Source organism: Demequina sp. (genome assembly GCF_016278765.1).
Taxonomy (GTDB): Bacteria; Actinomycetota; Actinomycetes; order Actinomycetales; family Demequinaceae; genus Demequina.
Genome location: NZ_JADQBE010000059.1, coordinates 1 through 24368, shown reverse-complemented (window position 1 = coordinate 24368; position 24368 = coordinate 1). Strand labels below are relative to the sequence as shown.

Here is a 24368-nt window from a genome sequence, read left to right as displayed (position 1 = left end):
AGCCCATCGTCGCCGGTCACGTCGGGCACCCCTCGCCGGGAAGCTACCCGTCGGATGCCACGTGCGCCACGTGCGGCGCAGATCTGGACGGCGCCGCCTTTGCCTGTGCGCTGGTCCTGTTCGTGATCGCCGTGATGCGGCTCACGGCGCGGCCACAGCAACCCTCTTTCGCACTGACCGGCCGACGGTGGGTGGCTCGCGACCGCCTCGCGGCACTGTCAGCGCCTCAGACGCCCAATCTTTATGCCTTGTGCGTCAGTCGGACGTGAGCAGTCACGAGCCCCGCGGCATTCCACACGCGCGCCTGTGACGCACGCTCGTGGGTTCCGCACGCCTCTCACCGGTCTCATGGACCGCCGCCGGCCACACGTACCGCCGTGCCTTTCCGTTCTCGCCGTCGCCGCCCTTGCGTGACGACGCCACGGGAGCCACCGTTCAACAGAAGGACCACTCATGTCACAGCACTCCACCCACCACACCTCGGGGCGCGGCGTCGCCGGGCTCGCGCTCGCCATCGTTGCCGCTCTTGTCCTGTCGGCCTGCGCACCGGGAGACCGGACCACGCCGGACGCCTCAGCGGACGGCGGGAGCCCTCAGGCTCGCGACCAGATGATGGCCGACTACGGCTTGGCTGGACTCGACGCCCGACAGGTCATCGACACGCTCGACGCGCTCGCCGTAGTCGACCGGCCGGGCACGCTCATGGCCTCCGTCCGGCCCCACGAACTGCTCCTCACGGACGACCAGCAACGCGAAATTGCCCTCGCGATTCCCGAAGACACGTTCTACGTGTCCATCGCCCCCTACATCGACCAGACACACGACTGCTACTTCCACAGCCTCACCACCTGCAAGGGCGAGATCCAGAACAGCGACGTCCACGTGCTCGTGACGGACGCGGCCTCCGGTGAGATCCTGATCGACGAGACACGGACGACGTACGACAACGGGTTCGTCGGGCTGTGGTTGCCGCGTGGTCCTGACGTCACGGTGACGATCGAGTACGACGGCCGCTCTGCGACCAGTGACCTCTCCACCAAGGGCGACGACGACGCCACCTGCGTGACCACCATGCAGCTCAGCTAGTCACCTTCTTGGTCACTGCCTCCCGGATCGCCTCGGCACCGGGAGGCAGCGGGCGCGGCGGCTCACCCGTGCGGTCTCTCCGAACAAGCGCTGAGACAATGGGTGGGTGATTCACGCGAGCGCCACCGTGCTCCCCCGCTCCGAGTGGGAACCGCTCGCATCGGCGCACGCAGACCGCGCCGACGCACTGACCGCCGGACACCGCCACCGCGCCGGCCGAGGCGAGAAGCACGCCATCGAAGACTTTCTCTACGAGTACTACCCCACCAGGCCATCGCGCCTGCGGCGCTGGCACCCGGGTGCCGGAACCGTCCTCGAAGACGCCCCCGAACACGCCGGCTGGAAGTTCTACCGCACTGAGGCGCGCGGCACATCGGTCGATCTCGACGCCTTCCTGGAGGCACGCGGCGAGGGTGTCGCCCACATCACGAGACTGTTGGCTGCCACCGCGTCTCGGCCGGCACGGCTTGGCTGCTTCGGTCTTCACGAGTGGGCGATGGTGTACCGCGCAGGCGAGGACCGCCGCCACCCACTCCCCCTGCGTCTGGGCCGGGCCGGGACCGACGCCGTTGTCGAGGCTAACCCGATCTCCTGCTCACACTTCGACGCGTTCCGCTTCTTCACACCCGAAGCTGCGCCGCTGAACGCGCTGCAGCCCACGCGCGCCACCCAGCTCGATCTTGAGCAACCTGGATGCCTGCACGCCAACATGGACCTGTATCGGTGGGCGATGAAGTTGGCGCCGGCGATCCCCTCTGAACTTGAACTCGAAGCCTTCGGCATGGCCCTGGAAATTCGCAGGGTGGACTTGCGGGCCTCGCCCTACGACGTCTCGGGGTACGGCCTGGAGCCGATCGCCGTCGAGACGCTCGAAGGCAAGCGCGAGTACGCGGAACTTCAGGCAAACTTTGCCAGGCGCGGTGCGGACCTTCGGTCCCGCATCGTCGCCTCCGTGGACCACATGCGAGCGTCAGTCGGCTCACCCGCTGGCGAGGCGGCCCGCTCTTAGAGTGCGCACACGTGATGGCGCGCTGTGCACGGCCCGCGTCACGCGGTCGAAGCTACCATCCCCGCTCTTGCCGCTGCCTCGACCGCAGCGGCCACCACCTTGACAACGTCCGGGTGGAAGACGCTGGGCACGATGTAGGCCGCGTTGAGTTCGTCCTCGCCGATGATGTTCGCAAGGGCGTTGGCGGCCGCAAACAGGATGTCGTCGGTCACCTCGTGACTCTGGGCGTCGAGCAGTCCCCTGAACACGCCGGGGAAGGCCAGCACGTTGTTGATCTGGTTGGCGGTGTCGCTACGTCCTGAAGCGACCACGGCCGCGTGCTTCGAGGCTTCAGCGATATTCACCTCGGGATCGGGATTGGCCAAGGCGAACACGATCGCGTCATGGTTCATGGTGGCGATGTCGTCGCCGGTGAGCAGGTTGGGCGCCGAGACGCCGATGAAGACGTCGGCCCCGGCGATGACTTCCTTGAGCGTGCCTTGGACCCCTGCTTTGTTGGTGTTCTCGGCGAGCCAGATCAGATTCTCGTGCCCATTGCGGGCGATATCCTCGCGCGCACTGTGGATTGCGCCGCGGCGGTCGGCAACCACGATGTCGGTGGCGCCCGCCTTCATCAGCAGCTTCAGGACCGCGGTACCGGCGGCGCCGGCTCCGCTCTGCACGATCCTCACCGTGCTCAGGTCCTTGCCAACCACCCGCAGGGCGTTGCGCAGCGCGGCCAGCACCACGATCGCGGTGCCGTGCTGGTCGTCGTGGAAGACCGGGAGGTCGAGTTCGGCACGTAGCCGCGCCTCGACCTCAAAGCACCGCGGGGCAGAAATGTCCTCGAGGTTGATGCCCGCGAAGACGGGTGCGATGGCCTTGACCGCCGCCACGATCTCATCGACATCCTGAGTGTCGAGGCAAATGGGGAAGGCGTCGATGCCGCCGAACCGCTTGAACAGGGCCGCCTTGCCCTCCATGACGGGCATGGCGGCCAGCGGGCCGATATTGCCAAGACCCAGCACCGCGCTCCCATCGGTCACCACCGCGATCGTGTTGCGCTTGATGGTCAGCCTGCGGGCATCGTCGGGGTTCTTGGCAATCGCCATACACACCCGCGCCACCCCCGGCGTGTACACCATGGACATGTCGTCGCGGTTGCGGATCGGCACCTTGGATTCGATGCGGAGCTTGCCGCCCAGGTGCATCAGGAACGTGCGGTCGCTCACCTTGCCGATCTCCACACCGTGGACGGCGCGCATCGCTACCACGATCGCATCGGCATGATCGGCGTCCCGTGCCGCCGCCGTCACATCCACCTGCAGTCGCTCATGACCGGAGGCCGTGACGTCCAGCCCGGTGACCAGTCCCCCGATGCTCTCAATGACGGTGGTGAGTTCGCTCACGGCCGTGGGCCGAGCCGGAAGCTCGAGCCGAACGGTGATCGAGTTAGACACTGTGGGGAGGGGATTGCTCATACTCCTATAATCCCGATTCCTCGCAAGTACTTCCATCTTCCCTCGTGTACATGCGTGGCGGACCACCGATCCGCTCGTGCCTGGCTTCATCGAGCAAGTGGTGCCGGCCGCTGACCGGCTAGCGCCCGCGACTAGGCCCGCGCACGCACCTCGTCGACGCCCCTGTTGGCGAGTTCATCGGCACGTTCATTGCCTGGGTCCCCGGCGTGGCCCTTCACCCAGACCCAAGAGACCTGGTGACGGGCGACTTGCGCGTCGAGCTCCTGCCACAGTTCCTGGTTCTTGACCGGCTTTTTGGCTGCGGTCTTCCAGCCGTTGCGCTTCCAACCCGCGATCCAGGTATTGATGCCGTTCATGACGTACGTCGAGTCCACGTGCAACGTGACGGAGCACGGCTCGTTGAGCGCCTTGAGCCCCTCGATCACCGCCGTCAGCTCCATGACGTTGTTGGTGGTGTGGGCCGCGCCCCCTGACAGCTCCTTTTCATGGTCGCCGAAGCGCATCCACGCTCCCCAGCCGCCAATGCCGGGATTGCCCTTGCAGGCGCCGTCGGTCCACATGTCGACCGCTGGCAGGCTGTCCGTGTTCACGCCGACACACTACCGGCCAGCCGCGTCAACTCGAGCGTGCCGCGTCAACTCGAGCGTGCCGCGTCGCGTGAGCACCGCGAAACGACAATCGCTTCCGTGCCCCCGCACGCCAGCCGAGACGACAGTCGATTTGCGGTGCTGACGCGACGGCTCGATCACAGGAGTGGTCGGCGGCGGCACAATGGAGCCATGTCGAAGCATGCGGACAAGCACGCGCACGCAGCCACGCCCGCCGTGGCGGCGCTGGTTGCCACGCACACCGCGCACACCCTGCACGCCTACGAGCATGACCCCGCAAGCGACCTGGGCTATGGCCTCGAGGCCGCCGCCGCACTGGGCGTGGATCCGGGCCAGGTCTTCAAGACCCTGTGCGCCTACGTGGACGACCGGCTGTGTGTGGGCATCGTTCCCGTGAGCGGACAGCTGGACCTCAAGGCTCTTGCACACGCGCTGGGCGGCAAGAAGGCGCGGATGGCACCACCGGCGGACGCGGAACGTTCGTCTGGCTACGTGGTGGGCGGCATCTCCCCCATCGGGCAACGCAAACAGCTGCCCACGGCGCTCGACGAGACCGCCGAACTGTACGACACGGTCTACGTGTCCGGCGGCCGGCGCGGCCTCGACATCGGCTTATCCCCCCGCGACCTGGTACGCATCACGCGCGCCGTGGTGGGACCGATCGCGAAGGACTCCTAAGTGGTCGACGACCCCACCACACCCGAGCTTGCGGCGCGCATCGCCGGCGTCAAGGCGCGCATCCACGCCGCCGAGTCGATGAGCGGTCGCTTGGGCTCCGGTGTCCGGCTGTTGGTGGCCACCAAGACGGCCGACGCCGACGCGGCTGTCGCGGTGGTACGTGCGGGCGCGAGAATCGTGGGCGAGTCGCGGATGCAGGAACTCGATGCCAAGGGTGCGGCCCTGAGGAGCGCGGGCGCGAAGATTCACGTGATCGGTCAACTGCAACGCAACAAGGCCGCCATTGCGGTGCAATGGGCGGACTGCGTACAGACCGTCGACTCGCTCCGGCTGGCCGAGCGACTGTCACGGCTGTGCGTCGAGGCCGAGCGACAACTGGATGTGATGATCCAGGTCAACGTCTCCGGCGAATCCACCAAGGCCGGGGTGTCTCCGGAGGAGGCGCTCGCCCTGGGGGCGAAGGTGCAGGGTTTGCCCGCGCTCACGGTGATCGGTTTCATGACGATCGGCCTCAACTCGCCCGACGAGTCGGCGGTGCGCGCAGGGTACGCGCGGCTGAGCGCCCTTCGCGACGAGGCGCTGGTCAAGTCCGAGCGCGGCGAACTACCGTTGAAGGACGCCTGGGAACTGTCGATGGGCATGTCCGCTGATCTCGAGTGGGCGATAGCGGAGGGTGCGACGATCGTGCGCGTGGGCACCGCCGTGATGGGTCAACGCCGCGCCTAATCCACAAGGCGCGCGGCACCCCAACGAAGGGCACCCTTTGTGGTTGCCGGGCCCGCGCGACGGTAATCTTCTGCTCATGGCAAAATCCACGCACAAGGCGGATCTGTTCCGCGGTCCCGACGAGGCAGATATCTCCTCGCGACTGAACTGGTTGCGCGCCGGAGTGCTGGGAGCGAACGACGGCATTGTGTCGATTGCCGCCCTGCTGGTGGGTGTCGCCGCCGCGACGACGGACGCGAACGTGATCTTCACGGCCGCCATGGCGGGCATCGCGGCGGGTGCGCTGTCGATGGGCGTGGGCGAGTACGTGTCGGTGTCCAGCCAGCGTGACGCCGAGGACGCCCAACTGGCGAGGGAACGCATCTGGCAGCACGCCCGCCCCGAGTGGGAACTCGAGCAGTTGGTGCGGCTCAACATGGAAACCGGAATGTCGGAGACCACCGCCCGGCAGGCCGCCAGGGAACAACACAACCACGATCCGCTGACGATTCACGCCAAAATGCACCTCGGGATAGACCCGGACGAGTTGACGAATCCGCTCGCTGCCGGCATTGCGTCCCTGATCGCGTTCACTCTCGGTGGCATCGCGCCGTTGCTCACCATCCTGCTGCTCCCCGACCACCTGCGCATCCCGGTCACCTTTGTCGCCGTGTTGGCGGCGCTGGCGGGCACCGGATACGCGTCCGCTCGGGTGGGATACGCACCAGTTCCCCGGGCGGTCATCCGCAACATGATCGGCGGCACGACCGCCATGGCCATCACCTACGGCATCGGCCTCGTGGTAGGTAACGCCGTCGTCTAGGGGGCTGTCGTCTAAGGGACCACGTTGATCCACTCCGGCGTGGAGAACCTCTGCCCGACGAGGACGTGAGCCTTCTCGACCTCCGCGTCGGTCACGGCGCCCGCAACCGTCGTGTAGTGCGACGCGAAGTGACCCAGGAACGACTCGATGATCGCCTCGCGCGTCATGCCGGTCTGGCTGCGCAACGGGTCCACGCGCTTGTTGGCGCTCTTGGTGCCCTTGTCCGACAGCTTCTCCCGGCCGATGCGCAACACCTGCAGCATCGCGTCGGCGTCGATGTCGTAGGCCATGGTGACGTGGTGAAGGACTGCGCCCGAGGTGTACCGCTTCTGCGCGGCGCCCGCGATCTTGCCCGCGGGCGAAGCGATGTCGTTGAGCGGCACGTAGGTGGCATGAATCCCGAGCTCGCGCAACGCCCCGAGCACCCAGTCGTCCAGAAAGGCGTACGACTGCTCAAAACTCAGCCCCTCCACCAGGGAGGTGGGTACGTAGAGGGAGTAGGTGATGGTGTTGCCCGGCTGGATGAACATCGCGCCGCCGCCCGAGACGCGACGCGTCACGGTGATGTGGTGCGCGGCCGCACCCTCGGGGTCGATCTCGTTGCGCACGGACTGGAAGGAGCCGATCACGACGGTGTTGCGCTCCCACTCCCAGATCCGCAGGGCCGGGCCGCGCCTGCCCGCGCCAACCTCCTTGGCGATCACATCGTCGAGCGCCATCTGCAGATGAGGCTCGCGCGGAACGTCGTGGATCACGTCGAAGGTGTGGTCGTGCCAACTGGTGGCGTGGCCGAGCGCACGGCGTACCGCGATCGCGACCGCCTCGGGACTGAAGCCGATGAGCTGGGCGCCGGGCCCCGCCGCGCGCGTCAGCGCGGCCGTCATGTCCGCTACCGATGCGGTGGCGGGCAGGCCGACGAGCGACGCGTTCATGGCTGGTAGCGCCTCCGGGGGTTCCAAGAAGAAGTCCCCCGAAATCACCGCGCCACTCACCGCGGCATCGGCGCCGTCGCCGTGCGTCTCGATGTCGGCGACCACGAGCTTGCCACCAGGAATCTTGTATTCACCATGCACGGTGTCCATTGTCCCCTCTCGCCAGGAGCCGCCCGCCCGCCGGCGGCCGATGACGCACTAGTGGGGCGCGACGTTTGCCTTGAGGAGCCCGTAGAGCAGCGCATCGGTGAGCGCCTCCCATGAAGCCTCAATAATGTTGGGCCCCACGCCCACGGTGCGCCACGAGATGCCGGTCTCGGTATCCACCGTGGTGATGAGCACGCGCGTCACTGCGTCCGTGCCGTGCGACGCGTCCATGATGCGCACCTTGAAGTCGGTCAGCTCGAACCGTTCGATCTCGGGGTACACCGATGTGAGCGCCCCGCGCAGAGCGTGGTCCAGCGCGTTGACGGGTCCGTTGCCCTCGCCGACGGTGGTGACCCGGCGGTCGCCTCCCATGCGCAGTTTGACAACGGCTTCCGCGTCCGCGTCGGTCGGGTCGGAGGGGGCGGACGCGACGTTCACCTTCCATGACTCGACGGTCCAATAGGAGGGCATGCCGCCGATCTCGGAGCGGAGCAGCAGATCGAACGAGGCGTCGGCCGCGTCGAAGGTGTAGCCGGCGGCCTCCGCGTTCTTGACGCGGTCGGTGACGCGGCCCAGCAGCTCGGACTGGCCGGCGAGGTCGAAACCCAGCTCCTTGCCCTTGAGCTCGACGGAGGCGCGGCCAGCCATTTCCGACACCAGCATGCGCATGTCGTTGCCCACGCGAGACGGATCCGTGTGCTGGTAGAGGTCCGGGTCCACCTTGATCGCGGAGGCGTGCAGTCCGGCCTTGTGCGCGAACGCCGACGCGCCCACGTACGGCTGGCGAGGGAACGGCGCGATGTTGGTGATCTCGGAGATCGCGTGGGCGATGCGGGTGGACTCCCTGAGTCCGTCGCCCTCGAGCGCGATCATGCCGCGCTTGATCTCGAGGTTCGCGGCCACTGCTATGAGGTCGGCGTTGCCGGTGCGCTCGCCGTAGCCGTTGACGCAGCCCTGCACGTGGGTGACGCCGGTCGCGACCGCCGCCATGGTGTTCGCCACCGCGCAGCCCGAATCGTTGTGCGCGTGCATGCCGAGGGCGCAGTCGGTGCGGGAAGCCACATCGGTGACGATGCGGGTGACGTCGTCGGGGAGCATGCCGCCGTTCGTGTCGCATAGCACCAGCGCCGACGCTCCCCCCGCCTGAGCGGCCAGCAACGCCTTCACCGCGTAGTCCCCGTCAAAGCGGTAACCGTCAAAGAAGTGCTCGGCGTCCAGGATGACCCGGCGTCCCTCATCAACCAGGAACGCGACCGTCTCCTCGATCATCCTCAGGTTTTCGTCGCCGCTGACACGCAGCGCGCGCTCCGCGTGGCGAATGTCGGACTTGGCGACCAGCGTCACGATGGGCGCCTCGGAGTCGAGCAGTGCCCTCACCTGCGGGTCGTTGGCCGCGGTGGTGCCGCCGCGCCGCGTCATGCCGAACGCCGCGAACTGGGCGTGGGCAAAGGTGAGTTCCTTGTTGACGAGAGCGAAGAACTCGGTGTCCTTGGGGACGGCTCCTGGCCAGCCGCCCTCGATCACGCCCACGCCGAGTTCGTCCAACAGTGCCGCTATCGCCATCTTGTCGGCCACCGAGAGGTTCATGCCCTCTTGCTGGGCGCCGTCACGCAGGGTGGTGTCGTAGATCTCGACGGTGAGATCCGCCATGGTCGTCTCCTCGTTCCAAAGGTGCTCCGCGCTGCCATCATCCCAACAAAAAAGCCCCCCAAGACGTCGGGAGGCTGCGCGTCGGGGTTCCCGACGCGCTACGGAATGATGATTGCGGTGTACATCGCCTTCATTGTGGCACACCACTCGGCGATGAGCCGCGTTCGCACCATTCATTTCCGCTGAACCCTGAGCAGATCATCCCCGCTGGTCTGTGCTTGATCTCACACGAACTACCGCTTTGAGTGAAGATCGCTCCTAGTATGAACTGTATGTTCGTGTGCGAGCGAATATCTGCGGTGTCAAACGGTCAGGTCGATACCCTCATGCGAGAATCGGTGGGCACACCTTGACGGACCAGAAACGGGCGCCGGTGAGTCTGCGAAGGGTGCTCCTTGCGACCTTCGGGGGGGCCGCAACCCTCACCGTATTTGCGGTGGACATCGTGCTGCCCGCCGACTACAACGTGGTGGGCCTCTACGTGGTGGTGGTCCTTGTGTCGGGGCTATCCCGGTCCGTGAGGACCGTGGTGTGGACGGCGCTCGGCATGATTGCGCTGGCGTGGCTCGGAATCCTCATCGGGTACAGCGACATTCGTTCAGATGAGGCCACGGCGCACGTCCTCGAGCGCGGGCTAGCCACAATGGTCATTGGACTGTCGGCGCTGTTCATCGCGCTTATCGTGGCGCGTGAGGTCGAGAACATGGAGTTGGTGCGCAAGCTAAGCGTCGCAGAGGAAGGCCGTTCCGCGGACCAGCGCATGCTGGCCGCAGCGAGCGAGATCGCCGCGATCGGCACGTGGTCGATCGACGTAGACGACGACCGCATGACTCTGTCGGAGACAGCCGCCGAGATGCACGGATTCACCCCCGGAACGCGCCCACTGACGAGCGAGGTTCTGGGACAACTGGATCCGACGGACGCCAAGGTGCTGATGGAGAGCGTCGACGCAGCGTGGGAACGTGGAATCCCCTTCCGTGAGGAGCTGCGCATCAACCCGCCAGGGCGCGCACCGCGATGGGTTGTGAAAATGGGCGAGAGGGTTCGCCTGGGTGAGGACTCGGTGGCCAGCGTCCACGGCACGGTCCAGGACATCACGACCTGGAAGCAAGTGGAGCTCGCGGCGTCTGACCAACACAACCGGCTCGCACAGCTGACGCGGTCGCTGCCCATCATCGTGTGGACCGCCGACCCACAAGGCAACATCGAATACTTCAACGATGCGCTGGTGGAATACACCGGATCGGCACCCGAAGGCCTGCTGGGTGACAAGTGGAGTTCTGCGGTCGATCCGCGGGACCTCGACGCCGTGGTTGCCGCGTGGACAGAATCCCTCGAGACGGGTAAGGCCTACGACATTGAGTACCGGGTCAGGGGAGCGGACGGCGTGTACAGATGGCACCACTTGGCCGCCCAGCCTGAACTAGACGATGCAGGCACGATCATCCGGTGGTGGGGCACCTCCATCAACGTCGACGCGAATCGACATCTGCGCGAGGAGGCGGACAAACTCGCCGCCGATCGCGAGATCATCTTAGAAAGCATGAGCGAAGCCGTCTGTGCCATCGACAGGGATTGGCGGATCATCTACATCAACTCAAGTGCCGAGCGACTCCTGAGCCGCACGCGAGAAGAGCTTGTGGGGCACGTGCTCGACGATGTCGGCCCGGGCTTCAAGTTGAGCGAGCCATACCGCGTGATGGAGCGGGCCATGAACCATGGCACTCCTGAGCATCTGACGTACCGCGCCGAAACCCTAGACATGTGGATCGATATTTCGATCGCCCCGAGCGCCGTGGGCCTCACGATATTTGCGCGCGACACCACGGAGGTGCGGCGCCTTTCTGAGCAATTGTCCCAGTCTCAGCGATTGGAGGCCATAGGCCAACTCACGGGCGGAATCGCGCACGACTTCAATAACCTCCTGACAGTGGTGCTGGGCGGCGCCGATGCCTTGGCAGACGATGACGAGGTCCAAGGCGAGGCGCGCGAGATGGTCACGATGATCGGGACCGCCGCCGAGCGGGGCGCCGAGTTGACGCACCGACTTCTCGCGTTCGCGCGCCGCCAACCCTTGGAGCCGCGATCGGTGGACCTGGCCGAGAAGTTGCTCGGTCTCGAGCCGTTGTTGCGGCGCACTCTCGGCGACCACATCTCATTGCAGGTGACCTCAGCGCGAGGCCAGTTCCTGGCCGAGGTAGATCCGGGACAATTCGACAACGCCGTGCTCAACCTCGCGATCAACGCTCGAGACGCGATGCCCCACGGCGGCGCGCTCATGATCGAGGTGTCACACACCACCTTTGACGAGACGTATGTCACCTCACATGGCGAGGTGTCGCCTGGCACGTACGTCGTCACATCGGTGACCGATTCCGGCGAGGGAATCTCGCCCCTGGACATCGGAAAACTCTTCGACCCGTTCTTCACGACCAAGGAGATGGGACAGGGATCGGGCCTGGGACTCGCCATGGTCTGGGGCTTTGTCAAGCAAAGCGGCGGACACGTGACGGTGTATTCCGAAACCGGCCAGGGGAGCACCTTCAAGATCTATCTCCCCGTCGCCACCACCGCCGCCGCGCCCGCCGCCCCGTCGACATCGGCCCGCCGTCAGCACGTCGCCTCCGGCAAGATCCTGGTAGCCGAAGACGACGACCTGGTGCGTCGGTTTGCCGTGGATCGGTTGCGATCGAGCGGCTACGAGGTGGTCGAGGCGGGGTCCGGGCCGGAGGCGCTCGAGGTCCTGCAGTCGATGGATCGGGTCGATCTGCTGTTCACGGACGTCATCATGGCAGGAGGAATGACCGGCCGGGAGCTCGCGGATGCGGTAGTCGAACTGCGGCCGGGCACGCCCACCCTGTACGCGTCCGGGTACACGGAGAACGTGGTGCTGCACAACGGCAGGCTTGACCCCGGAGTACACCTCCTCACCAAGCCGTATTCGGCTCAAGACCTCTTACACCGCGTGGGCGAGTTGATTCTGCCCCCCAGATCGGAAGTGTCGTGAGCCCCTTGAACCCTCGTGGCAGAGTCCTCATCATCGACGACGATCACCTCGTCGGCGCAGTGATGGTCGCCCATTCGCGGGCCGCGGGTTTCGAAGCGAAGGTCACGGACAGCCCCGAGGAGTTCTACACGCTGGCGCGCGACTGGGAGCCCACGTTCGCGGTGGTGGACCTGGTGATGGGCGAGGTCGACGGTCTTGCCGTGTTGAAGAGGCTTGCGGAGATGGAATCCGACGCCATCGTGGTGATTGCCAGCGGGATGGGCAGCAAGATTCTTGATTCTGCCAGGCAATTCGCGGCAGCAAGCGGGCTCGCGTACGGGGGCGTGCTCCAGAAGCCCTTCCGCAGGGCGGATGTCGCCAACGTGCTCAACGCTGGCGCGCACGCCAGGGAAGCGCCCGAGCCGAGTGTGAGCATCATCGATTCGTGGGACGCGCCCACGCTCGCGCGGGAACTCCGCGACGCCGCCGAGGGCGATCACCTGTCAGTGGTGTATCAACCCAAGGTCTCGTGCCGTGACGGCAACGTTGCAGGATATGAGGCCCTGGTGCGCTGGCATCATCCCCAGCTCGGCCTCATCCCTCCCACCGCGTTCATCCCGCGAGCCGAGAGTCTCGGGCTGGTGGGACTCGTCACTGACCGCGTGAGTGCGACCGCGCTCGCGTGGTTCGCCCGGTCGCGATTCCATACGACCGAACACCTTGCGATCAACATCTCCGCAACCGAACTCACCGGTCCTGAATTGGGCGAGCGGCTTCTCGCGGCATGCTCCCTCGCCCACGTCCCGCCCGGGCGGGTCGTGCTGGAGGTCACGGAGACCAGCGCTGTGGCCGACGAGGCGGGGTCGCTCGAGGTCCTCACGAGACTCCGGCTCGACGGTTTCCAATTGTCGATCGACGACTTTGGCACGGGGTATTCCTCGATGGCCCAGCTGTCCACCCTGCCGGTCAGCGAGGTCAAGATCGACCGGTCGTTCGTTCAAGACCTGGGCGAGTCGCTCGCGGCCGAGGTCATGGTGAAGTCGATGTTGCAACTCGCACAAGGTCTTGGTCTCGACTGCACGGCCGAGGGAGTCGAGACCGCAGCCGCGCTCGAGACGTTGACAGCGCTGGGATGCGACTCCGCGCAGGGGTATTACATCGCTTACCCCATGCCGGAGGCGGCGCTGGAGAAGTGGCTCGCGGAAGGAGCAATCGGCGTTCCTCCCACTCCTTGAGGCGCCGTCCTAGCTCGCGTTGAGCGCTCGCCGTCGCAACCGCCAGTCCGGCAGGTAGGCGTCCATCACCGCATAGAAGAGGGCGTTGTGGCGACGTTCGATCAGGTGCGCGAGCTCGTGGACGATCACGTACTCGAGCAAGGCCGGGTCCCGTCGCGCCAGTTCCAAATTGAGGGTGATGCGCTTGGTCTGGGTGTTGCAGGTTCCCCACCGGGAGGTCATCCGACGAACGGTGATGTCCGGTGTTTGCAGGCCCATCGCCGCCGCCCAGCGTGCGACCAGCGGGGGTGCCGCATTCTTCAGTTGCTCACGTAGCGCCTCGGCCTCCGGCCCGGGCTTGAGGGGCGGTGGCCTGGTCGCGATGCGCTCTTGGTGCTTCGCAATCCAGGCCGCCTTGTCCGCGACAAATGCCGTGATGGCGGACTCGCGCACGTGCGGGGGCGCGCTGACCACCACCTCCCCGTGAGGGGCCCTTACCGTCAGGCGCAGGGTCTTGATGCGCTTGCGAGTGACGGTGAAGTCGGGAAGGTCCGCGGTCATGGTGGGATCAGGGTACGCCGCCCGGTGGCGCTCGCGCGGCGGCCCTGTGGAATACTTCTTCACTCGGCAATGCCGTCGAGACCCACCCGAAGGAGGATCGCCATGCCGTTCAGCGATCGCGTCTGGTGGCACGTCTACCCGCTTGGGTTTGCGGGCACACCCATCACAAACTCCGCAGGCACGCCGGACAATGCCACGGCCACGCCGGTCCCAGCGGTTCCGGGCGAGGGCCTGCGCCGCATCACGGCGTGGCTCGACTACGCCGCCGAGCTCGGCTTCACCGGCCTGCTGCTCGGGCCCATCTTCGACTCCTCGACCCACGGCTACGACACGCTCGACCACCGCGCCATCGATCCGCGGCTGGGGGACCTGGACGACTTTCTGGCGCTCGCATCCGCCTGCCGCGACCGGGACATTGCGCTCATGCTGGACGGCGTGTTCAACCACGTGGGCGTGGACCACCGGTGGGTGAGGGACGCGCTTGCAGCGGGGCCCCAGGGCGCGGCCGACGCGATGGTCGCCGTGGACTGGTCCGCGGGGACGGCACAGCTGCGGAGCTTCGAGGGGCATGACCAGCTGGTCACGCTGAACCACTCCTCGCAGCACGTGGTGGACGAGGTGGCCGACATCATGTGCCTGTGGATCGACCGCGGCGCCGCGGGTTGGCGCCTCGACGCGGCCTACGCCGTGCCCGACGAATTTTGGGCCCGCAGCATCGGCGCCGTGCACGAGACCCATCCCGACGCATGGTTCCTGGGCGAGGTGATCCACGGGGACTACACGGGATTTGTGGAGTCCTCCGGCGTGGACACCGTGACCCAATACGAGCTATGGAAGTCGATCTGGAGTGCGCTGACCGAGCACAACCTGTTCGAGCTCGACTGGACGCTCACGCGCCACGGCGAGTTCTGTGAATCCTTCACGCCTGCGACGTTCGTGGGTAATCACGACGTCACGCGCATCGCCTCGCGCCTTGGCGTCGACGGCGCGATCGCCGCCTTGTGGCTGCTCATGACGCTCCCGGGCACGCCGTTCATCTACTACGGCGACGAGGTGGGCGCGGTGGGCGTCAAGGAGGAGCGCGCGGGCGGGGACGACGCCGTGCGCCCCGAGTATCCGCCCACTCCCCCGGCGGGTTGGGCGCAGACCGTGGACGCCGCCCGCGTGCTGCACGCACACCGGGAAGCGATCGCGCTCAGGAAGGCGCACCCGTGGCTGGTGCGGGGAACCGTCACCGTGGAGAAGCTCGAGAACGAGCGCATGACCTACGTGGTGCGCGGCGCGCTCACGTCAGAGGCGCTACGCGTGGACGTGGACCTGGCCGCCGTCCCGCATGTCACGGTCGCGGCGGCCAATCCCGCCTAGACCCGCTGAACCTGCTGAACTCGTGGGGTGCGCGCCGCGAGGTCGCGCAGTTGGTCTGCGGTGGTCTCCTGTCCGTAGGCGAGCGTGTCCCGCTCGACGCGCCACGACTCGCTCAGGGGACCCAGGTCCACCGCGTCGTACCCGAAGTCATCCAACAGGGCAGCCACGGTCGCCTTCGCGTCGGCGTCGTTGCCCGCGATGGGCAGTGCGCGCCGGCCGGGAGCGCCCTTGGGGCCGCCGTCGGTCGGGATCTGGGCGGCGTAGATGTTGTTGAACGCCTTCACCACGTGGCTGTCGGGAAGATGCGCCTGCAGCATCTCTGAGGTGGTGGTCTCGTTGGCGTCGAGGCTTGCAATGCGGCCGTCGCGCTGCGGGTAGTAGTTGTTGGCATCCACGACGATCTTGCCGGCGAGCGGTGCGGCCGGGATGGCGCCGATGCTCGCCAGCGGGATCGCCACCAGCACGATGTCTCCCGCAGCCGCAGCCTCGTCAATCGTGGCCGCGCGGGCCATGGGGCCGAGCTCCGCAATGACGGCCGACAACGACTCGGGACCGCGTGAATTGGACAGGACGACGTCGTAGCCGGCTTGAATGGCAGCCAGGGCGACGTTGGTGCCGATATTGCCGGCACCGATGGTTGCGAGAGTAGTCACGCGGTCATCAACGACTGAGACCCGTGCGTGATTCCCGGCGCTGGGTCATGCGGAGCCGCCCTGCGTCGGCATCGTGCGGGAGTAGATCTCTTCCACCACGTCGGAGAAGTGGGTGAGGATCACCTCGCGGCGGATCTTGAGCGACGCGGTCATCTCCTCGCGAGCCTCCTCAAGTCCCCGCGGCAGGATCCGGTACTCACGGATCGATTCAGCGCGAGAGACGTGCTCGTTGGCGGCCGCGATCGCGCGACCCACCAATTCACGCACGCGCTCGTTCACCGAGGCCTGCCCGACGTCCATCTCGGGCAACTTGTGCGCGGTCAGCCAGGCCCCCAACAGCGTCTCGTCCAGCGCGACCAGGGCGGACACAAAGTGGCGTCCCTCCCCCACCACCACCGTGTCCTGGATGGCGGGGTGCGAGCGCATGGCATCCTCGAGCACCGCGGGCTGCACGTTCTTGCCCGAGGACAGCACCAGCAGTTCCTTCTTGCGGCCCACGATCGTGAGCGCGCCGTCCTTGATTTCGCCCAGATCGCCCGTGGCGAACCAGCCGTCACGCATGACCTCGGCGGTGAGCTCGGGCGCGTTCCAGTAGCCCGCGAAGGTGTTGATGCCCTTGGTCAGGATCTCGCCGTCGTCGGCCAAGGTGAGCATGCCGCCGGCGATGGGCTTGCCCACCGTGCCCATGATTCCCGTCTTATCTGGAGAACCCGAGTGCGCGGCCGTGGTCTCGGTGAGCCCATAGCCCTGCAACACCTCCACGCCAAGCCCGCGGAAGAAATGCCCCACCTCGGGCGTGAGGCGCGCGCCGCCAGAGAGCACGTAGGCCAGTTGGCCGCCCAGCAGGTGACGGATCTTGCCCAGGACCAATCGGTCGGCGACGGCGTAGCGAACCTTGAGTGAGGCGCCGGCGCCGCCGTGCTCCCGGGCAATAGACATCTCACGGGCGACCCCCGCTGACCAGCGGAAGAGCGTCTTGCGCACGCCATGCATCGAGGTGTCGGCCCGGTTGTAGATGGTCTCGAGCACGCGTGGCACGAGCGGCATCCAGGTGGGCCGGAAGCTCTTGAGGTCCGCGGCGAGCGTCTTGTGGGTGGGTGAATAGCCGATCACCGCTCCCCCTTGCAGGGCGACCAGCATCGCGAAGCGCGCAAACACGTGCGCGAGCGGCAGGAACAGTAGCACCCGCGTCTCGCCCTGCACAAAGCCGCCAAAGTCCTGGTCGAGCTTGACGTTCCTGGAGTGCTCCACCAGGTTGCCGTGCGTGAGCATGGCTCCCTTGGGTCTGCCCGTGGTGCCGGACGTGTAGATGATCGTGGCGAGGTCCTTGAGGGTGACGTTCTCCGTGCGGGCGTCGAGTTCGGCATCGGAGATGCCTTGGCCCAGGAGCGCGAGTTCGTCCATTGCGGCCGCGTCGAGGCCGAAGATTGCGGGCGCGTTGTCGAGCGCCGCGAGGCTCTCCCGGTTCTCGGGCTTCTCTGCGGCGACCACCCGAATCCCGGCGTCGGACAGGATCCAGTCGAATTGGGAGGAGGAGGACGAGGGGTAGATCGGGACCGTCACGGCCCCGGCGGTGAAGATTGCGAAGTCCATGATCGACCACTCGATGCGGGTGTCGCCCACGATGCCGACGCGGTCGCCCAGCCCCACCCCAGCGGCCATCAATCCCTTGGCCACGCCACGGACACCGCTGGAGAACTCGCCCAAGGTCACCGGGGACCATTCCCCCTGGTCATCTTTCACTTCCGCGAAGACGCGATCCGGGTCCGCGGCCACCCGGTCCGCGAGCATGGCGGCCACGTGCATCCGCTCGGGGGTGACGGCCAAACCGGGTGACGACAACACTGTGCGGGTCATACCCAGAGCGTAACCTACGGGGCCGTAAGTTACGAGTGTCCCGGGGACCAATTTCACCCAGAGCCGAGCGTCAGCCGACGGTCCGCATCCAACCGAAGGCGTCGTCGAATCGCCCGTACTGAATGCCCGTGAGCCGCTCGCGCACCGTCATCGTGACCTCGCCCGGTTCTCCCTCGCCCACCGTGAGGTCGAAATCGGGCGACACGAGCCGTGCCACGGGGGTCACCACGGCCGCCGTGCCGCACGCAAAGACCTCGACCACCTCGCCGCGGGACACGCCCGCGCGCAGCTCCTCGAGCTCGATGTCGCGCTCGACCACCTCGCGACCGTCGTGGCGCAGCAGGTCGATGATCGAGTCCCGCGTGACACCCTCGAGGATGGTGCCGGTGACGCGCGGGGTCACCACCGAGCCGTCGGCCAGCACCGCGAACACGTTCATACCGCCCAGCTCCTCGATGTACCTGTCCTCGCGTGCGTCCAAGAACAGCACCTGCCCGCAGCCGTGGTCTTGAGCCTGCTGCTGCGGAAGCATGGACGCCGCGTAGTTTCCGGCAGTCTTGGCCTGCCCGGTGCCGCCGGCGCCCGCGCGGTGGAAGCCCTGCGCCACCCAGATCGACACCGGCTTCACGCCGCCCGCAAAGTAGGCGCCCACGGGCGAGGCCAGCAGCATGTACTCGACCGTCAGGGACGGGCGCACGCCCAGGCATGCCTCGGTGCCGATCATCGTGGGCCGCAGGTACAGGCTGGTCTCCGGCTCCCCCGGCACCCACGCGGCGTCCACACTCAGGAGGGTATCGATCGACGCCAGGAAGTCCCCTTGGGGAAGCTCGGGCAGCGCGAGTCTGCGCGCCGATGCCGCGAGCCTGGCCGCGTTCGCCTCGGGCCTGAACAGGTGGACCGAACCGTCGGCCCAGCGGTACGCCTTGAGACCCTCGAACACCTGCTGGCCGTAGTGCAGCACCAGCGCGGCCGGGTGGAGCGTGAGGTCGGAGAAGGGTTCGACTCGGTGGTCGCCCCAACCGCCGTCGAGCGTCCACGTGGCCTTGGCAATGTGGTCCGTGAATACCGTGCCAAAGGGCGGGGAATCCATGAGTCGGGCGCGGTCGGCGTCCGACGCTGGGGCGGGATTGCGGGTCACCGCGAAGGATGTGGTCATCGGCTGGCCTCCATTCCGCCACCCTACCCCTGGCAAAAGCGCCTACCGGGCCGCCTCGGGGACCCGCCTACGCGTGGGTCACCAGCCAGTCGAGCATCTGCTCTCCGGCGTGCATCACGGACAGGTGGCCGGCGCCGGGGCGCTCCCACAGTTCGGCGCCTGCGATGCGATCCGCCAGCCAGTGCGCGTGCGCCACGGGGACGATGCGGTCCTCGGTCCCGTGCACCACCAGCGTCGGCTGGGTGACGGCGGCGGGGCTGAAGCGCCAATCGTTCACGTAGGCGACGTCGTCGGCCACCATCCCGTGGACGCCCTCGGCGGTCCCTGCGGCGGCGATGCCGTTGAACCAGTCCCACTCGCCTTCGAGCGCGGCGTGGTCTTCGGGCGTGAACATCTCCGGGTCGTAGTCCGATTCCTCCAGGAGCAGGTGCAGGGCGTCGTGACCGTTGATGGCGGTGCGTAACTCCGACACCCCGCCCTCGTACATGCCGGCGTACCAGTCGAGGCCATCGGCGTCATGGGGGGCGAGTCCGGAGATCGAGATGGCCGCGGTCACGCGCTCGCCCAGCAACGCCGCGCACGCGAGCGCGTGCGGTCCCCCGCCGGAATGGCCGACCACGGCGAAGGCCCCTGCGCCTGCCGCATCGGCGACGCTGGCCGCCATGGCCGCGGCGTCAGCGATGCTCCAGGAATCCGACGCGGTGGTGCCGCCGTAACCGGGCCGGTCGAAGCCCAGCCACCGGATGCCCCGCGCCTCCGACGCCTCCAGGAGCGGGCCGGGCGGGGCGCCGATCCCGGGGGTGCCGTGATGCCAGATCACGGCGATGGGGGCATCGGGGTCGCCGCTCTCGCGCCAGCGGATGATGCCGTGGTCGGTTTCAAGGTCGTTGACAATCACGGTCCCAGCCTATGCCGGGCCGCGGCGTAGACCTGTGGGAACAGGCGATGACGGCGCATCAGGCGCTCGCTGGCGCCGCGGCGGTCACCACCTCGCGGATCACGCGGCTCGCCGCCTCGAGTGCCGGCGGCAGCGGCGGGCGGCCGAGCGAGATCAGCCGCAGGGAACGGGCCGCTCCCTCGACGCGGGTCACCTCGACGTCGGGATGTCGGTGCGCGGCGAGTGCCAGGCCGGGAAGCATCGTGACCCCGTGGCCCACGGCGATGAGCGCCTGGACCGCCACATAGTCGTCGGAGGCGAACCGGATGTTGGGCGTGAAATCTGCCTGGGCGCACGCGCTCACCAGGTAGCCGCGGCAGCGCTCACAGCCAGCCATCCAGTCGTCGTCCTGGAAGGCCGCGAGGCCCGTCACCGCCATGGTGCCGTCGATGTGCCTGCGCGGGGGCGTCACCAGGAAGAGCGGGTCCTCGCCCAACACCTCCGACGTGACCGCGTCGCTGCACTCGTAATCGGGGTAGGTGAAGGTGATGGCCAGGTCCACGGCGCCCTCGATCAGCAGGCGCTCCGCCTCAGGAGGCTCAGCCTCCACGATGTCGAGTTGCAGTCCGGGGTGGCGTGCCGCCAGTTCGGTGACGATACGCGGGGCGAGGGTGGCCATGCCGGACGGAAAGATCGCAAGCCGCACGTGGCCGCTCTGCAGGGAGACGGCGGACGCGAGTTCGGTGGAGGCGCGCGACATGAGGCCGAGGATCTCCTCTCCCCTCGCCGCGAGGCGCGTGCCCTCGTCGGTCAGCACCAGGCCCCTTCCCACGCGGCGCATGAGGATCGCGCCGGTCTCGGCCTCGAGGCGTTTGAGGTGATGGGACACGGTGGGCTGGCTGTAATGCAGGGCCTCGGCGGCGGCCGATGCGGTGCCGTACTTGGCCAGGGCCACGAGCACTTGAAGGCGGGTGACGTCGATCATGCGCCCATTGTATCAATGACATCTATGTGTATGGTCGACAACTATCATTGGACCGATGCATAGTTGGTGCGCGACCATCAAGGCATGGAGAAGCTCACCGTTGACGGCGTCTACGCGGCGGCCGAACGCCTACGCGACCTGCTGCCCCCCACGCCCGCCTGGTCCTACCCGGTGCTGGACGCGGCCGTGGGCTCCCGCGCCATCGTCAAGCACGAGAACGTCCAGCCCACGGGCGCCTTCAAGGTGCGCGGCGGGCTCAACCTGCTGGCGACCCTGTCCCCCGCGGAGCGCGCCGCCGGACTGATCACGGTCTCCACCGGCAACCACGCGCAGTCCTTGGCGTACGCCGCCGGGCGCGCAGGCGTCGCGGCCACCATCGTGATGCCACGCAGCACGCCGTTTGGCAAGGCGCAGGCCGTGCGCGCCTGGGGTGCGCGCGCCCTGCTGGAGGGCTCGGACATGGCCCAGGCCGCAGACTTCGCAGTGAGCCTGGCGGCCCGCGAGGGACTGCACTTTGTGAACCCGGGCAACACGCCCGCGATCGTCTACGGCCACGGCACCGTGTACCTGGAGCTGCTCCAGTCGCACCCCGAGATCGAGACGCTGTATGTGCCCGTGGGATCCGGCTCCGGCCTCGCCGGTGCGCTGCTGGTGCGCGACGCCCTGGCCCCGTCGGTGCGCGTGGTGGGCGTGCAGGCCGAGAGCGCGTCGGCGGCCTACGACTCGTGGCGCGCTGGCGCTGTGGTCGCTGTTGAGGCCCACACCTTTGCCGCGGGGCTCGCGACCGGCACGGGCTTTGAGCTCCCGCAGTCGATCATGCGCGAGCGGCTCGACGACTTCCTGCTGGTCTCGGACGACGACCTGCGGCACGCGATGTCGCTCATGGCCACCGCGGCGCACACCCTGTGCGAGGGCGCGGGTGCAGCGGGCCTGGCCGGGGCGCTGGCCGATGCGTCGCGACCCGGTGTGGTCGGGTTCGCGTGTACGGGCGGGAACGCGTGCGCGTCGGAGATGGCCGGGCTCGGGCGGGTTGCTGTCGGGGTGTAGGTTCACCCCCGGCGCTCAACCACGTCGAACCGCGGCGCGATGGCCTCTACATCTCGCAGGCTTCCTGACGCCACCGCCATGGTGAACTCAAAGGCCTCGTCCTGCGTGAGGTCGGGCTCATCACCGTTGAGCGCAAGGAACACGACCGTTGCGTGCCATCCGAGCCGCTTGTTGCCGTCCACAAGCGCGTGATTGCACACCAGGGAGTGAAAGAGCGCGGCGGCCTTGAGCTCGATCCTTGGATAAGCCTCGTCACCCATCAGCGTGGTGGCAGGTCGCATCGCCGCCGACGCAAGGAGGCCGATGTCGCGCACGGGCCCCGCGCCGATGTCTTCCGCGAGGTACAGCAGGTCCTCGAGGGTGAGCCATTCGGTCATGAGCTAGACAGTGCCGAGGCGGTGAAGCGTGTCGGCCCAGCGGTCCTTCGATTCGGCGGACAGCGCCGCAACCCGATCGCCGTGGCCCAGCCTCGCCGCACGTTCGAGGACTGCCCGGCGAACAGCCTCCTGCTTGGAGCCGTCGTCATGCTTCGCGAGGAATGCCAGCGCGGCCTCGAACTCAGGATCGGTGCGCAGTGTCATGGCCATGCGGGTAATGGTATCACTTTGGTATCAAACGACGCCAGGGCTGACTAGCTTCTCGCCTGTAAGTCCGACAAGCTAGGTCCATGCCATCCGACACAGAGGAGCTCAGACGTCGAATCTTTGCAGATGTCTTGGTGGCCTCCAAGGGCGGAACGCAGGCGGTCTCCCGCGAGTTCCTGCTCGGGTACGACGTCGACGGCCAGCGACTCCCTCTGGTTGACCCGCAGGGACGCGGCATCCGCAACCGAGAGGATTGGCCCACGACGCTCTCTATCGTCACCTCAGAAAAGGGCCGGTACCTCGACACCGAAATCGCGCCCGGTGTCTGGACCTATCCACTGGCCATCGACAAGCACGGCCGACGCGACCCCTCGAATGGGAAGTTGGTGCGAGCGCATGAGGATGGGGTACCGGTCCTGTACTTCTACAAGCCAATTCCCAAGCAATACCTGTTGATCGGGCAGGTCTACATCACCGCCATTGACCTGGGCGCCATGACGGCCACCGTTGAACTCGCCGAGCGCGCGGAAGCCGGCAGCGCGGTCGAGGCCGAGATCGAGCGGATGTGGATTGACCGGCTCGTACGAACGCGCCTTCACCAGCCTCGATTCCGCATGATCGTCATGGACGCCTACACATCGAGGTGCGCGATCTGCGCACTCCCCGAGGCATCGCTGCTCGATGCGGCGCACATCCGCGGCGACACGGACCCGAATGGGCAGCCGGTAGTGGAGAACGGTCTTGCCCTGTGCTCGATCCACCACCGCGCGTACGACGCCAAGAGCATTGGCATCGACGAGAACTACCGCCTACATGTGAGCCCGCGCCTTCTGGCGATGGACGACGGGCCCGTCTTAGTGCATGCCATCCAGGCGATCGAAGGCAAGCTGCTCACGGTGCTTCCGGAGCGGAAGAAGCGTCCGGACCCATACCGGTTGGATCTCACGTTCAAAGAATTCCTCGACGCCCAATGAGCTATCTTGCGGTCAACACATCGCGAAGCCCGCACCAGCACCTTTCGACGGTTGCCCGGCCCATTGGAACAGTGCAAAGCTGAACCACCATTCGTAAGGGGCGGGGGAAACGCGCGGTGGTTGAACCAGTAAACGAGCTTCGCCCAGAGAATCTCGAAGTCGCGACACAACGCCATCAGCGCGGCGGGATCGAAGTGTTCGTGGTGTCCCTGCCCATCGGCGAACTCGGGCGTTGTCTCCCCATTCCAGATCCGTCACACAAGTTTCCCGACAATCGCACGGTGGACCGCGCGCACGCCGAGTCGTTTGCTGACTACTGGATGTCGAATACGTGCGGGGCCACTCCGCCGCTTCTTCCCGACACCGTCTCCATGCTGGCCGATGCGTTCTCGGCGGTGGGCCACGTCGGCGAGGTTGAACTCGGACTGTTGCAGATGCCATCTGACGTGAACGGAGTTCTCGCCATTCTTGACGGGCAATACCGAACTCTTGGGTGGGACATTGCAGGGAATCGTATTGCATCGGCCCTCCGCTCTTCTGAAAAGACCCTGGAGCGGGCCCACTTGCTCGGCGACTCGCGCGCGATGAAGTATGCGGAATCAAGACTGCACGGATATCGAGGACTGGCCAAACGACTAGCCACCGAACACATCACTGCCGAGACCTATCTGGGCGTGCCTGGAGACGAGAGTCGGCAGTTCTATACCGATATCGCTACGAACGCCGAGGGAATCACAAAGTCGACGACGACGGCCTTCGACCTGTCAACGCCGAGTGAATTTTGACCCCTTCTTACCGAGGCGGACCAATTGGTCGTCGCAACACCTCGATCATGAAGGTGCTGATGGGCAGGGCCGCCTCGAGCGTGGATAACGCAAGGATGGAATCGTTCTGGTCGAGCATGCAACGCGAACTCCTCGACCGCCAACCGTGGACCTCAAGGACCGAACTCGCGTCCTGGCCCTGACCCCGTTCAGTGGACACGGGGTTATGCGGCTTCTTGAAAGTCCG

At 66.8% G+C, this 24368-nt stretch carries 25 protein-coding genes; 12 read left to right on the top strand and 13 right to left on the bottom strand.

Annotated elements, in window-relative coordinates:
• From QZZ29_RS10205 to QZZ29_RS10195, 3 genes are all read left to right on the top strand, one after another.
• Window positions 1-269, top strand: a 269-nt coding sequence (locus QZZ29_RS10205) for a hypothetical protein (protein WP_291382993.1), incomplete at its 5' end; no start/stop codon positions are given.
• 184 nt (window positions 270-453) lie between these two features.
• The gene (locus QZZ29_RS10200; protein WP_291382992.1) at window positions 454-1086 is read left to right on the top strand and encodes a CueP family metal-binding protein; all 633 of its coding nucleotides are present in this window, start codon (window positions 454-456) and stop codon (window positions 1084-1086) included.
• 106 nt (window positions 1087-1192) lie between these two features.
• Complete coding sequence (locus QZZ29_RS10195) at window positions 1193-2095, top strand: 3-methyladenine DNA glycosylase (protein ID WP_291382991.1); 903 nt, start codon at window positions 1193-1195, stop codon at window positions 2093-2095.
• 38 nt (window positions 2096-2133) lie between these two features.
• Here QZZ29_RS10195 and QZZ29_RS10190 read toward each other — a convergent pair whose 3' ends face one another.
• Together QZZ29_RS10190 and rnhA are read right to left on the bottom strand one after the other, a co-directional pair.
• Complete coding sequence (locus tag QZZ29_RS10190) at window positions 2134-3555, bottom strand: NAD-dependent malic enzyme (RefSeq protein WP_291382990.1); 1422 nt, start codon at window positions 3553-3555, stop codon at window positions 2134-2136.
• A 131-nt stretch (window positions 3556-3686) separates the two neighbouring features.
• On the bottom strand, window positions 3687-4115 hold the full coding sequence (rnhA, locus tag QZZ29_RS10185; protein WP_291382994.1) for a ribonuclease HI: 429 nt from the start codon (window positions 4113-4115) through the stop codon (window positions 3687-3689).
• Between the two features lie 219 nt (window positions 4116-4334).
• Here rnhA and ybaK point away from each other — a divergent pair, with 219 nt between their 5' ends.
• The 3 genes from ybaK (at window position 4335) to QZZ29_RS10170 (ending at window position 6369) form a co-directional block, all read left to right on the top strand.
• The gene (ybaK, locus tag QZZ29_RS10180) at window positions 4335-4841 is read left to right on the top strand and encodes a Cys-tRNA(Pro) deacylase (protein ID WP_291382989.1); all 507 of its coding nucleotides are present in this window, start codon (window positions 4335-4337) and stop codon (window positions 4839-4841) included.
• Window positions 4842-5567, top strand: coding sequence for a YggS family pyridoxal phosphate-dependent enzyme (locus QZZ29_RS10175; protein WP_291382987.1), 726 nt, complete (start codon window positions 4842-4844; stop codon window positions 5565-5567).
• 76 nt (window positions 5568-5643) lie between these two features.
• Complete coding sequence (locus tag QZZ29_RS10170) at window positions 5644-6369, top strand: VIT family protein (RefSeq protein WP_291382985.1); 726 nt, start codon at window positions 5644-5646, stop codon at window positions 6367-6369.
• 11 nt (window positions 6370-6380) lie between these two features.
• Here QZZ29_RS10170 and QZZ29_RS10165 read toward each other — a convergent pair whose 3' ends face one another.
• Both QZZ29_RS10165 and cimA read right to left on the bottom strand, forming a co-directional pair.
• Window positions 6381-7442: a biotin/lipoate A/B protein ligase family protein gene (locus tag QZZ29_RS10165; protein ID WP_291382983.1), complete on the bottom strand. Its 1062-nt coding sequence runs from the start codon at window positions 7440-7442 to the stop codon at window positions 6381-6383.
• Between the two features lie 57 nt (window positions 7443-7499).
• The gene (gene cimA / locus QZZ29_RS10160; protein ID WP_291382981.1) at window positions 7500-9098 is read right to left on the bottom strand and encodes a citramalate synthase; all 1599 of its coding nucleotides are present in this window, start codon (window positions 9096-9098) and stop codon (window positions 7500-7502) included.
• Between the two features lie 388 nt (window positions 9099-9486).
• Here cimA and QZZ29_RS10155 point away from each other — a divergent pair, with 388 nt between their 5' ends.
• Together QZZ29_RS10155 and QZZ29_RS10150 are read left to right on the top strand one after the other, a co-directional pair.
• Window positions 9487-12105 (top strand): PAS domain-containing sensor histidine kinase, encoded by a 2619-nt coding sequence (locus QZZ29_RS10155; protein WP_291382979.1) that lies wholly within the window; start codon window positions 9487-9489, stop codon window positions 12103-12105.
• Window positions 12102-13319, top strand: a complete 1218-nt coding sequence (locus QZZ29_RS10150) for an EAL domain-containing response regulator (protein WP_291382978.1) — start codon at window positions 12102-12104, stop codon at window positions 13317-13319. The genes QZZ29_RS10155 and QZZ29_RS10150 overlap by 4 nt, the downstream gene beginning before the upstream one ends.
• 9 nt (window positions 13320-13328) lie before the next feature.
• On the opposite strand, the gene QZZ29_RS10145 is transcribed toward QZZ29_RS10150, so the two are convergent.
• Window positions 13329-13859, bottom strand: a complete 531-nt coding sequence (locus QZZ29_RS10145; RefSeq protein ID WP_291382976.1) for a SprT family zinc-dependent metalloprotease — start codon at window positions 13857-13859, stop codon at window positions 13329-13331.
• Window positions 13860-13961: 102 nt separating this feature from the next.
• Here QZZ29_RS10145 and QZZ29_RS10140 point away from each other — a divergent pair, with 102 nt between their 5' ends.
• Window positions 13962-15224 (top strand): alpha-amylase family glycosyl hydrolase, encoded by a 1263-nt coding sequence (locus tag QZZ29_RS10140; protein ID WP_291382974.1) that lies wholly within the window; start codon window positions 13962-13964, stop codon window positions 15222-15224.
• Here the strand turns inward: QZZ29_RS10140 and QZZ29_RS10135 are convergent.
• From QZZ29_RS10135 to QZZ29_RS10115, 5 genes are all read right to left on the bottom strand, one after another.
• The gene (locus QZZ29_RS10135; protein WP_291382972.1) at window positions 15221-15877 is read right to left on the bottom strand and encodes an NADPH-dependent F420 reductase; all 657 of its coding nucleotides are present in this window, start codon (window positions 15875-15877) and stop codon (window positions 15221-15223) included. The genes QZZ29_RS10140 and QZZ29_RS10135 overlap by 4 nt on opposite strands.
• A gap of 45 nt (window positions 15878-15922) precedes the next feature.
• Window positions 15923-17734, bottom strand: a complete 1812-nt coding sequence (locus tag QZZ29_RS10130; RefSeq protein WP_291382970.1) for a long-chain fatty acid--CoA ligase — start codon at window positions 17732-17734, stop codon at window positions 15923-15925.
• Window positions 17735-17804: 70 nt separating this feature from the next.
• The gene (locus QZZ29_RS10125; protein WP_291382968.1) at window positions 17805-18890 is read right to left on the bottom strand and encodes a branched-chain amino acid aminotransferase; all 1086 of its coding nucleotides are present in this window, start codon (window positions 18888-18890) and stop codon (window positions 17805-17807) included.
• 67 nt (window positions 18891-18957) lie between these two features.
• The gene (locus tag QZZ29_RS10120) at window positions 18958-19788 is read right to left on the bottom strand and encodes an alpha/beta hydrolase (RefSeq protein ID WP_291382966.1); all 831 of its coding nucleotides are present in this window, start codon (window positions 19786-19788) and stop codon (window positions 18958-18960) included.
• Window positions 19789-19846: 58 nt separating this feature from the next.
• On the bottom strand, window positions 19847-20752 hold the full coding sequence (locus QZZ29_RS10115; RefSeq protein ID WP_291382964.1) for a LysR family transcriptional regulator: 906 nt from the start codon (window positions 20750-20752) through the stop codon (window positions 19847-19849).
• Window positions 20753-20836: 84 nt separating this feature from the next.
• Between QZZ29_RS10115 and QZZ29_RS10110 the strand changes: the two genes are divergently transcribed.
• Entirely contained in the window at window positions 20837-21799 is a 963-nt protein-coding gene (locus tag QZZ29_RS10110) for a pyridoxal-phosphate dependent enzyme (protein ID WP_291382962.1), read from the top strand.
• A 2-nt stretch (window positions 21800-21801) separates the two neighbouring features.
• On the opposite strand, the gene QZZ29_RS10105 is transcribed toward QZZ29_RS10110, so the two are convergent.
• Together QZZ29_RS10105 and QZZ29_RS10100 are read right to left on the bottom strand one after the other, a co-directional pair.
• On the bottom strand, window positions 21802-22176 hold the full coding sequence (locus QZZ29_RS10105; protein ID WP_291382960.1) for a type II toxin-antitoxin system death-on-curing family toxin: 375 nt from the start codon (window positions 22174-22176) through the stop codon (window positions 21802-21804).
• Between the two features lie 3 nt (window positions 22177-22179).
• Window positions 22180-22386 carry a CopG family transcriptional regulator gene (locus QZZ29_RS10100; RefSeq protein WP_291382958.1) on the bottom strand — a complete coding sequence of 69 codons (207 nt, stop codon included), beginning with the start codon at window positions 22384-22386 and terminating at the stop codon, window positions 22180-22182.
• Window positions 22387-22466: 80 nt separating this feature from the next.
• On the opposite strand from QZZ29_RS10100, the gene QZZ29_RS10095 reads away from it, so the two are divergent.
• Both QZZ29_RS10095 and QZZ29_RS10090 read left to right on the top strand, forming a co-directional pair.
• On the top strand, window positions 22467-23357 hold the full coding sequence (locus QZZ29_RS10095; RefSeq protein WP_291382955.1) for an HNH endonuclease: 891 nt from the start codon (window positions 22467-22469) through the stop codon (window positions 23355-23357).
• Window positions 23358-23473: 116 nt separating this feature from the next.
• Entirely contained in the window at window positions 23474-24142 is a 669-nt protein-coding gene (locus QZZ29_RS10090) for a DNA sulfur modification protein DndB (protein WP_291382953.1), read from the top strand.
• Between the two features lie 7 nt (window positions 24143-24149).
• Here the strand turns inward: QZZ29_RS10090 and QZZ29_RS10085 are convergent.
• Window positions 24150-24368 (bottom strand): hypothetical protein (locus QZZ29_RS10085; protein ID WP_291382996.1); only part of this gene is annotated, 219 nt, incomplete at its 5' end.

Coding starts and splice junctions, on each gene's coding strand:
- QZZ29_RS10100 (WP_291382958.1), bottom strand. CDS start 22,386: ATGGCCATGACACTGCGCACCGATCCTGAGTTCGAGGCCGCGCTGGCA.
- QZZ29_RS10115 (WP_291382964.1), bottom strand. CDS start 20,752: ATGATCGACGTCACCCGCCTTCAAGTGCTCGTGGCCCTGGCCAAGTAC.
- rnhA (WP_291382994.1), bottom strand. CDS start 4,115: ATGTGGACCGACGGCGCCTGCAAGGGCAATCCCGGCATTGGCGGCTGG.
- ybaK (WP_291382989.1), top strand. CDS start 4,335: ATGTCGAAGCATGCGGACAAGCACGCGCACGCAGCCACGCCCGCCGTG.
- QZZ29_RS10095 (WP_291382955.1), top strand. CDS start 22,467: ATGCCATCCGACACAGAGGAGCTCAGACGTCGAATCTTTGCAGATGTC.
- QZZ29_RS10130 (WP_291382970.1), bottom strand. CDS start 17,734: ATGACCCGCACAGTGTTGTCGTCACCCGGTTTGGCCGTCACCCCCGAG.
- QZZ29_RS10170 (WP_291382985.1), top strand. CDS start 5,644: ATGGCAAAATCCACGCACAAGGCGGATCTGTTCCGCGGTCCCGACGAG.
- QZZ29_RS10105 (WP_291382960.1), bottom strand. CDS start 22,176: ATGACCGAATGGCTCACCCTCGAGGACCTGCTGTACCTCGCGGAAGAC.
- cimA (WP_291382981.1), bottom strand. CDS start 9,098: ATGGCGGATCTCACCGTCGAGATCTACGACACCACCCTGCGTGACGGC.
- QZZ29_RS10200 (WP_291382992.1), top strand. CDS start 454: ATGTCACAGCACTCCACCCACCACACCTCGGGGCGCGGCGTCGCCGGG.
- QZZ29_RS10125 (WP_291382968.1), bottom strand. CDS start 18,890: ATGACCACATCCTTCGCGGTGACCCGCAATCCCGCCCCAGCGTCGGAC.
- QZZ29_RS10145 (WP_291382976.1), bottom strand. CDS start 13,859: ATGACCGCGGACCTTCCCGACTTCACCGTCACTCGCAAGCGCATCAAG.
- QZZ29_RS10190 (WP_291382990.1), bottom strand. CDS start 3,555: ATGAGCAATCCCCTCCCCACAGTGTCTAACTCGATCACCGTTCGGCTC.
- QZZ29_RS10140 (WP_291382974.1), top strand. CDS start 13,962: ATGCCGTTCAGCGATCGCGTCTGGTGGCACGTCTACCCGCTTGGGTTT.
- QZZ29_RS10110 (WP_291382962.1), top strand. CDS start 20,837: ATGGAGAAGCTCACCGTTGACGGCGTCTACGCGGCGGCCGAACGCCTA.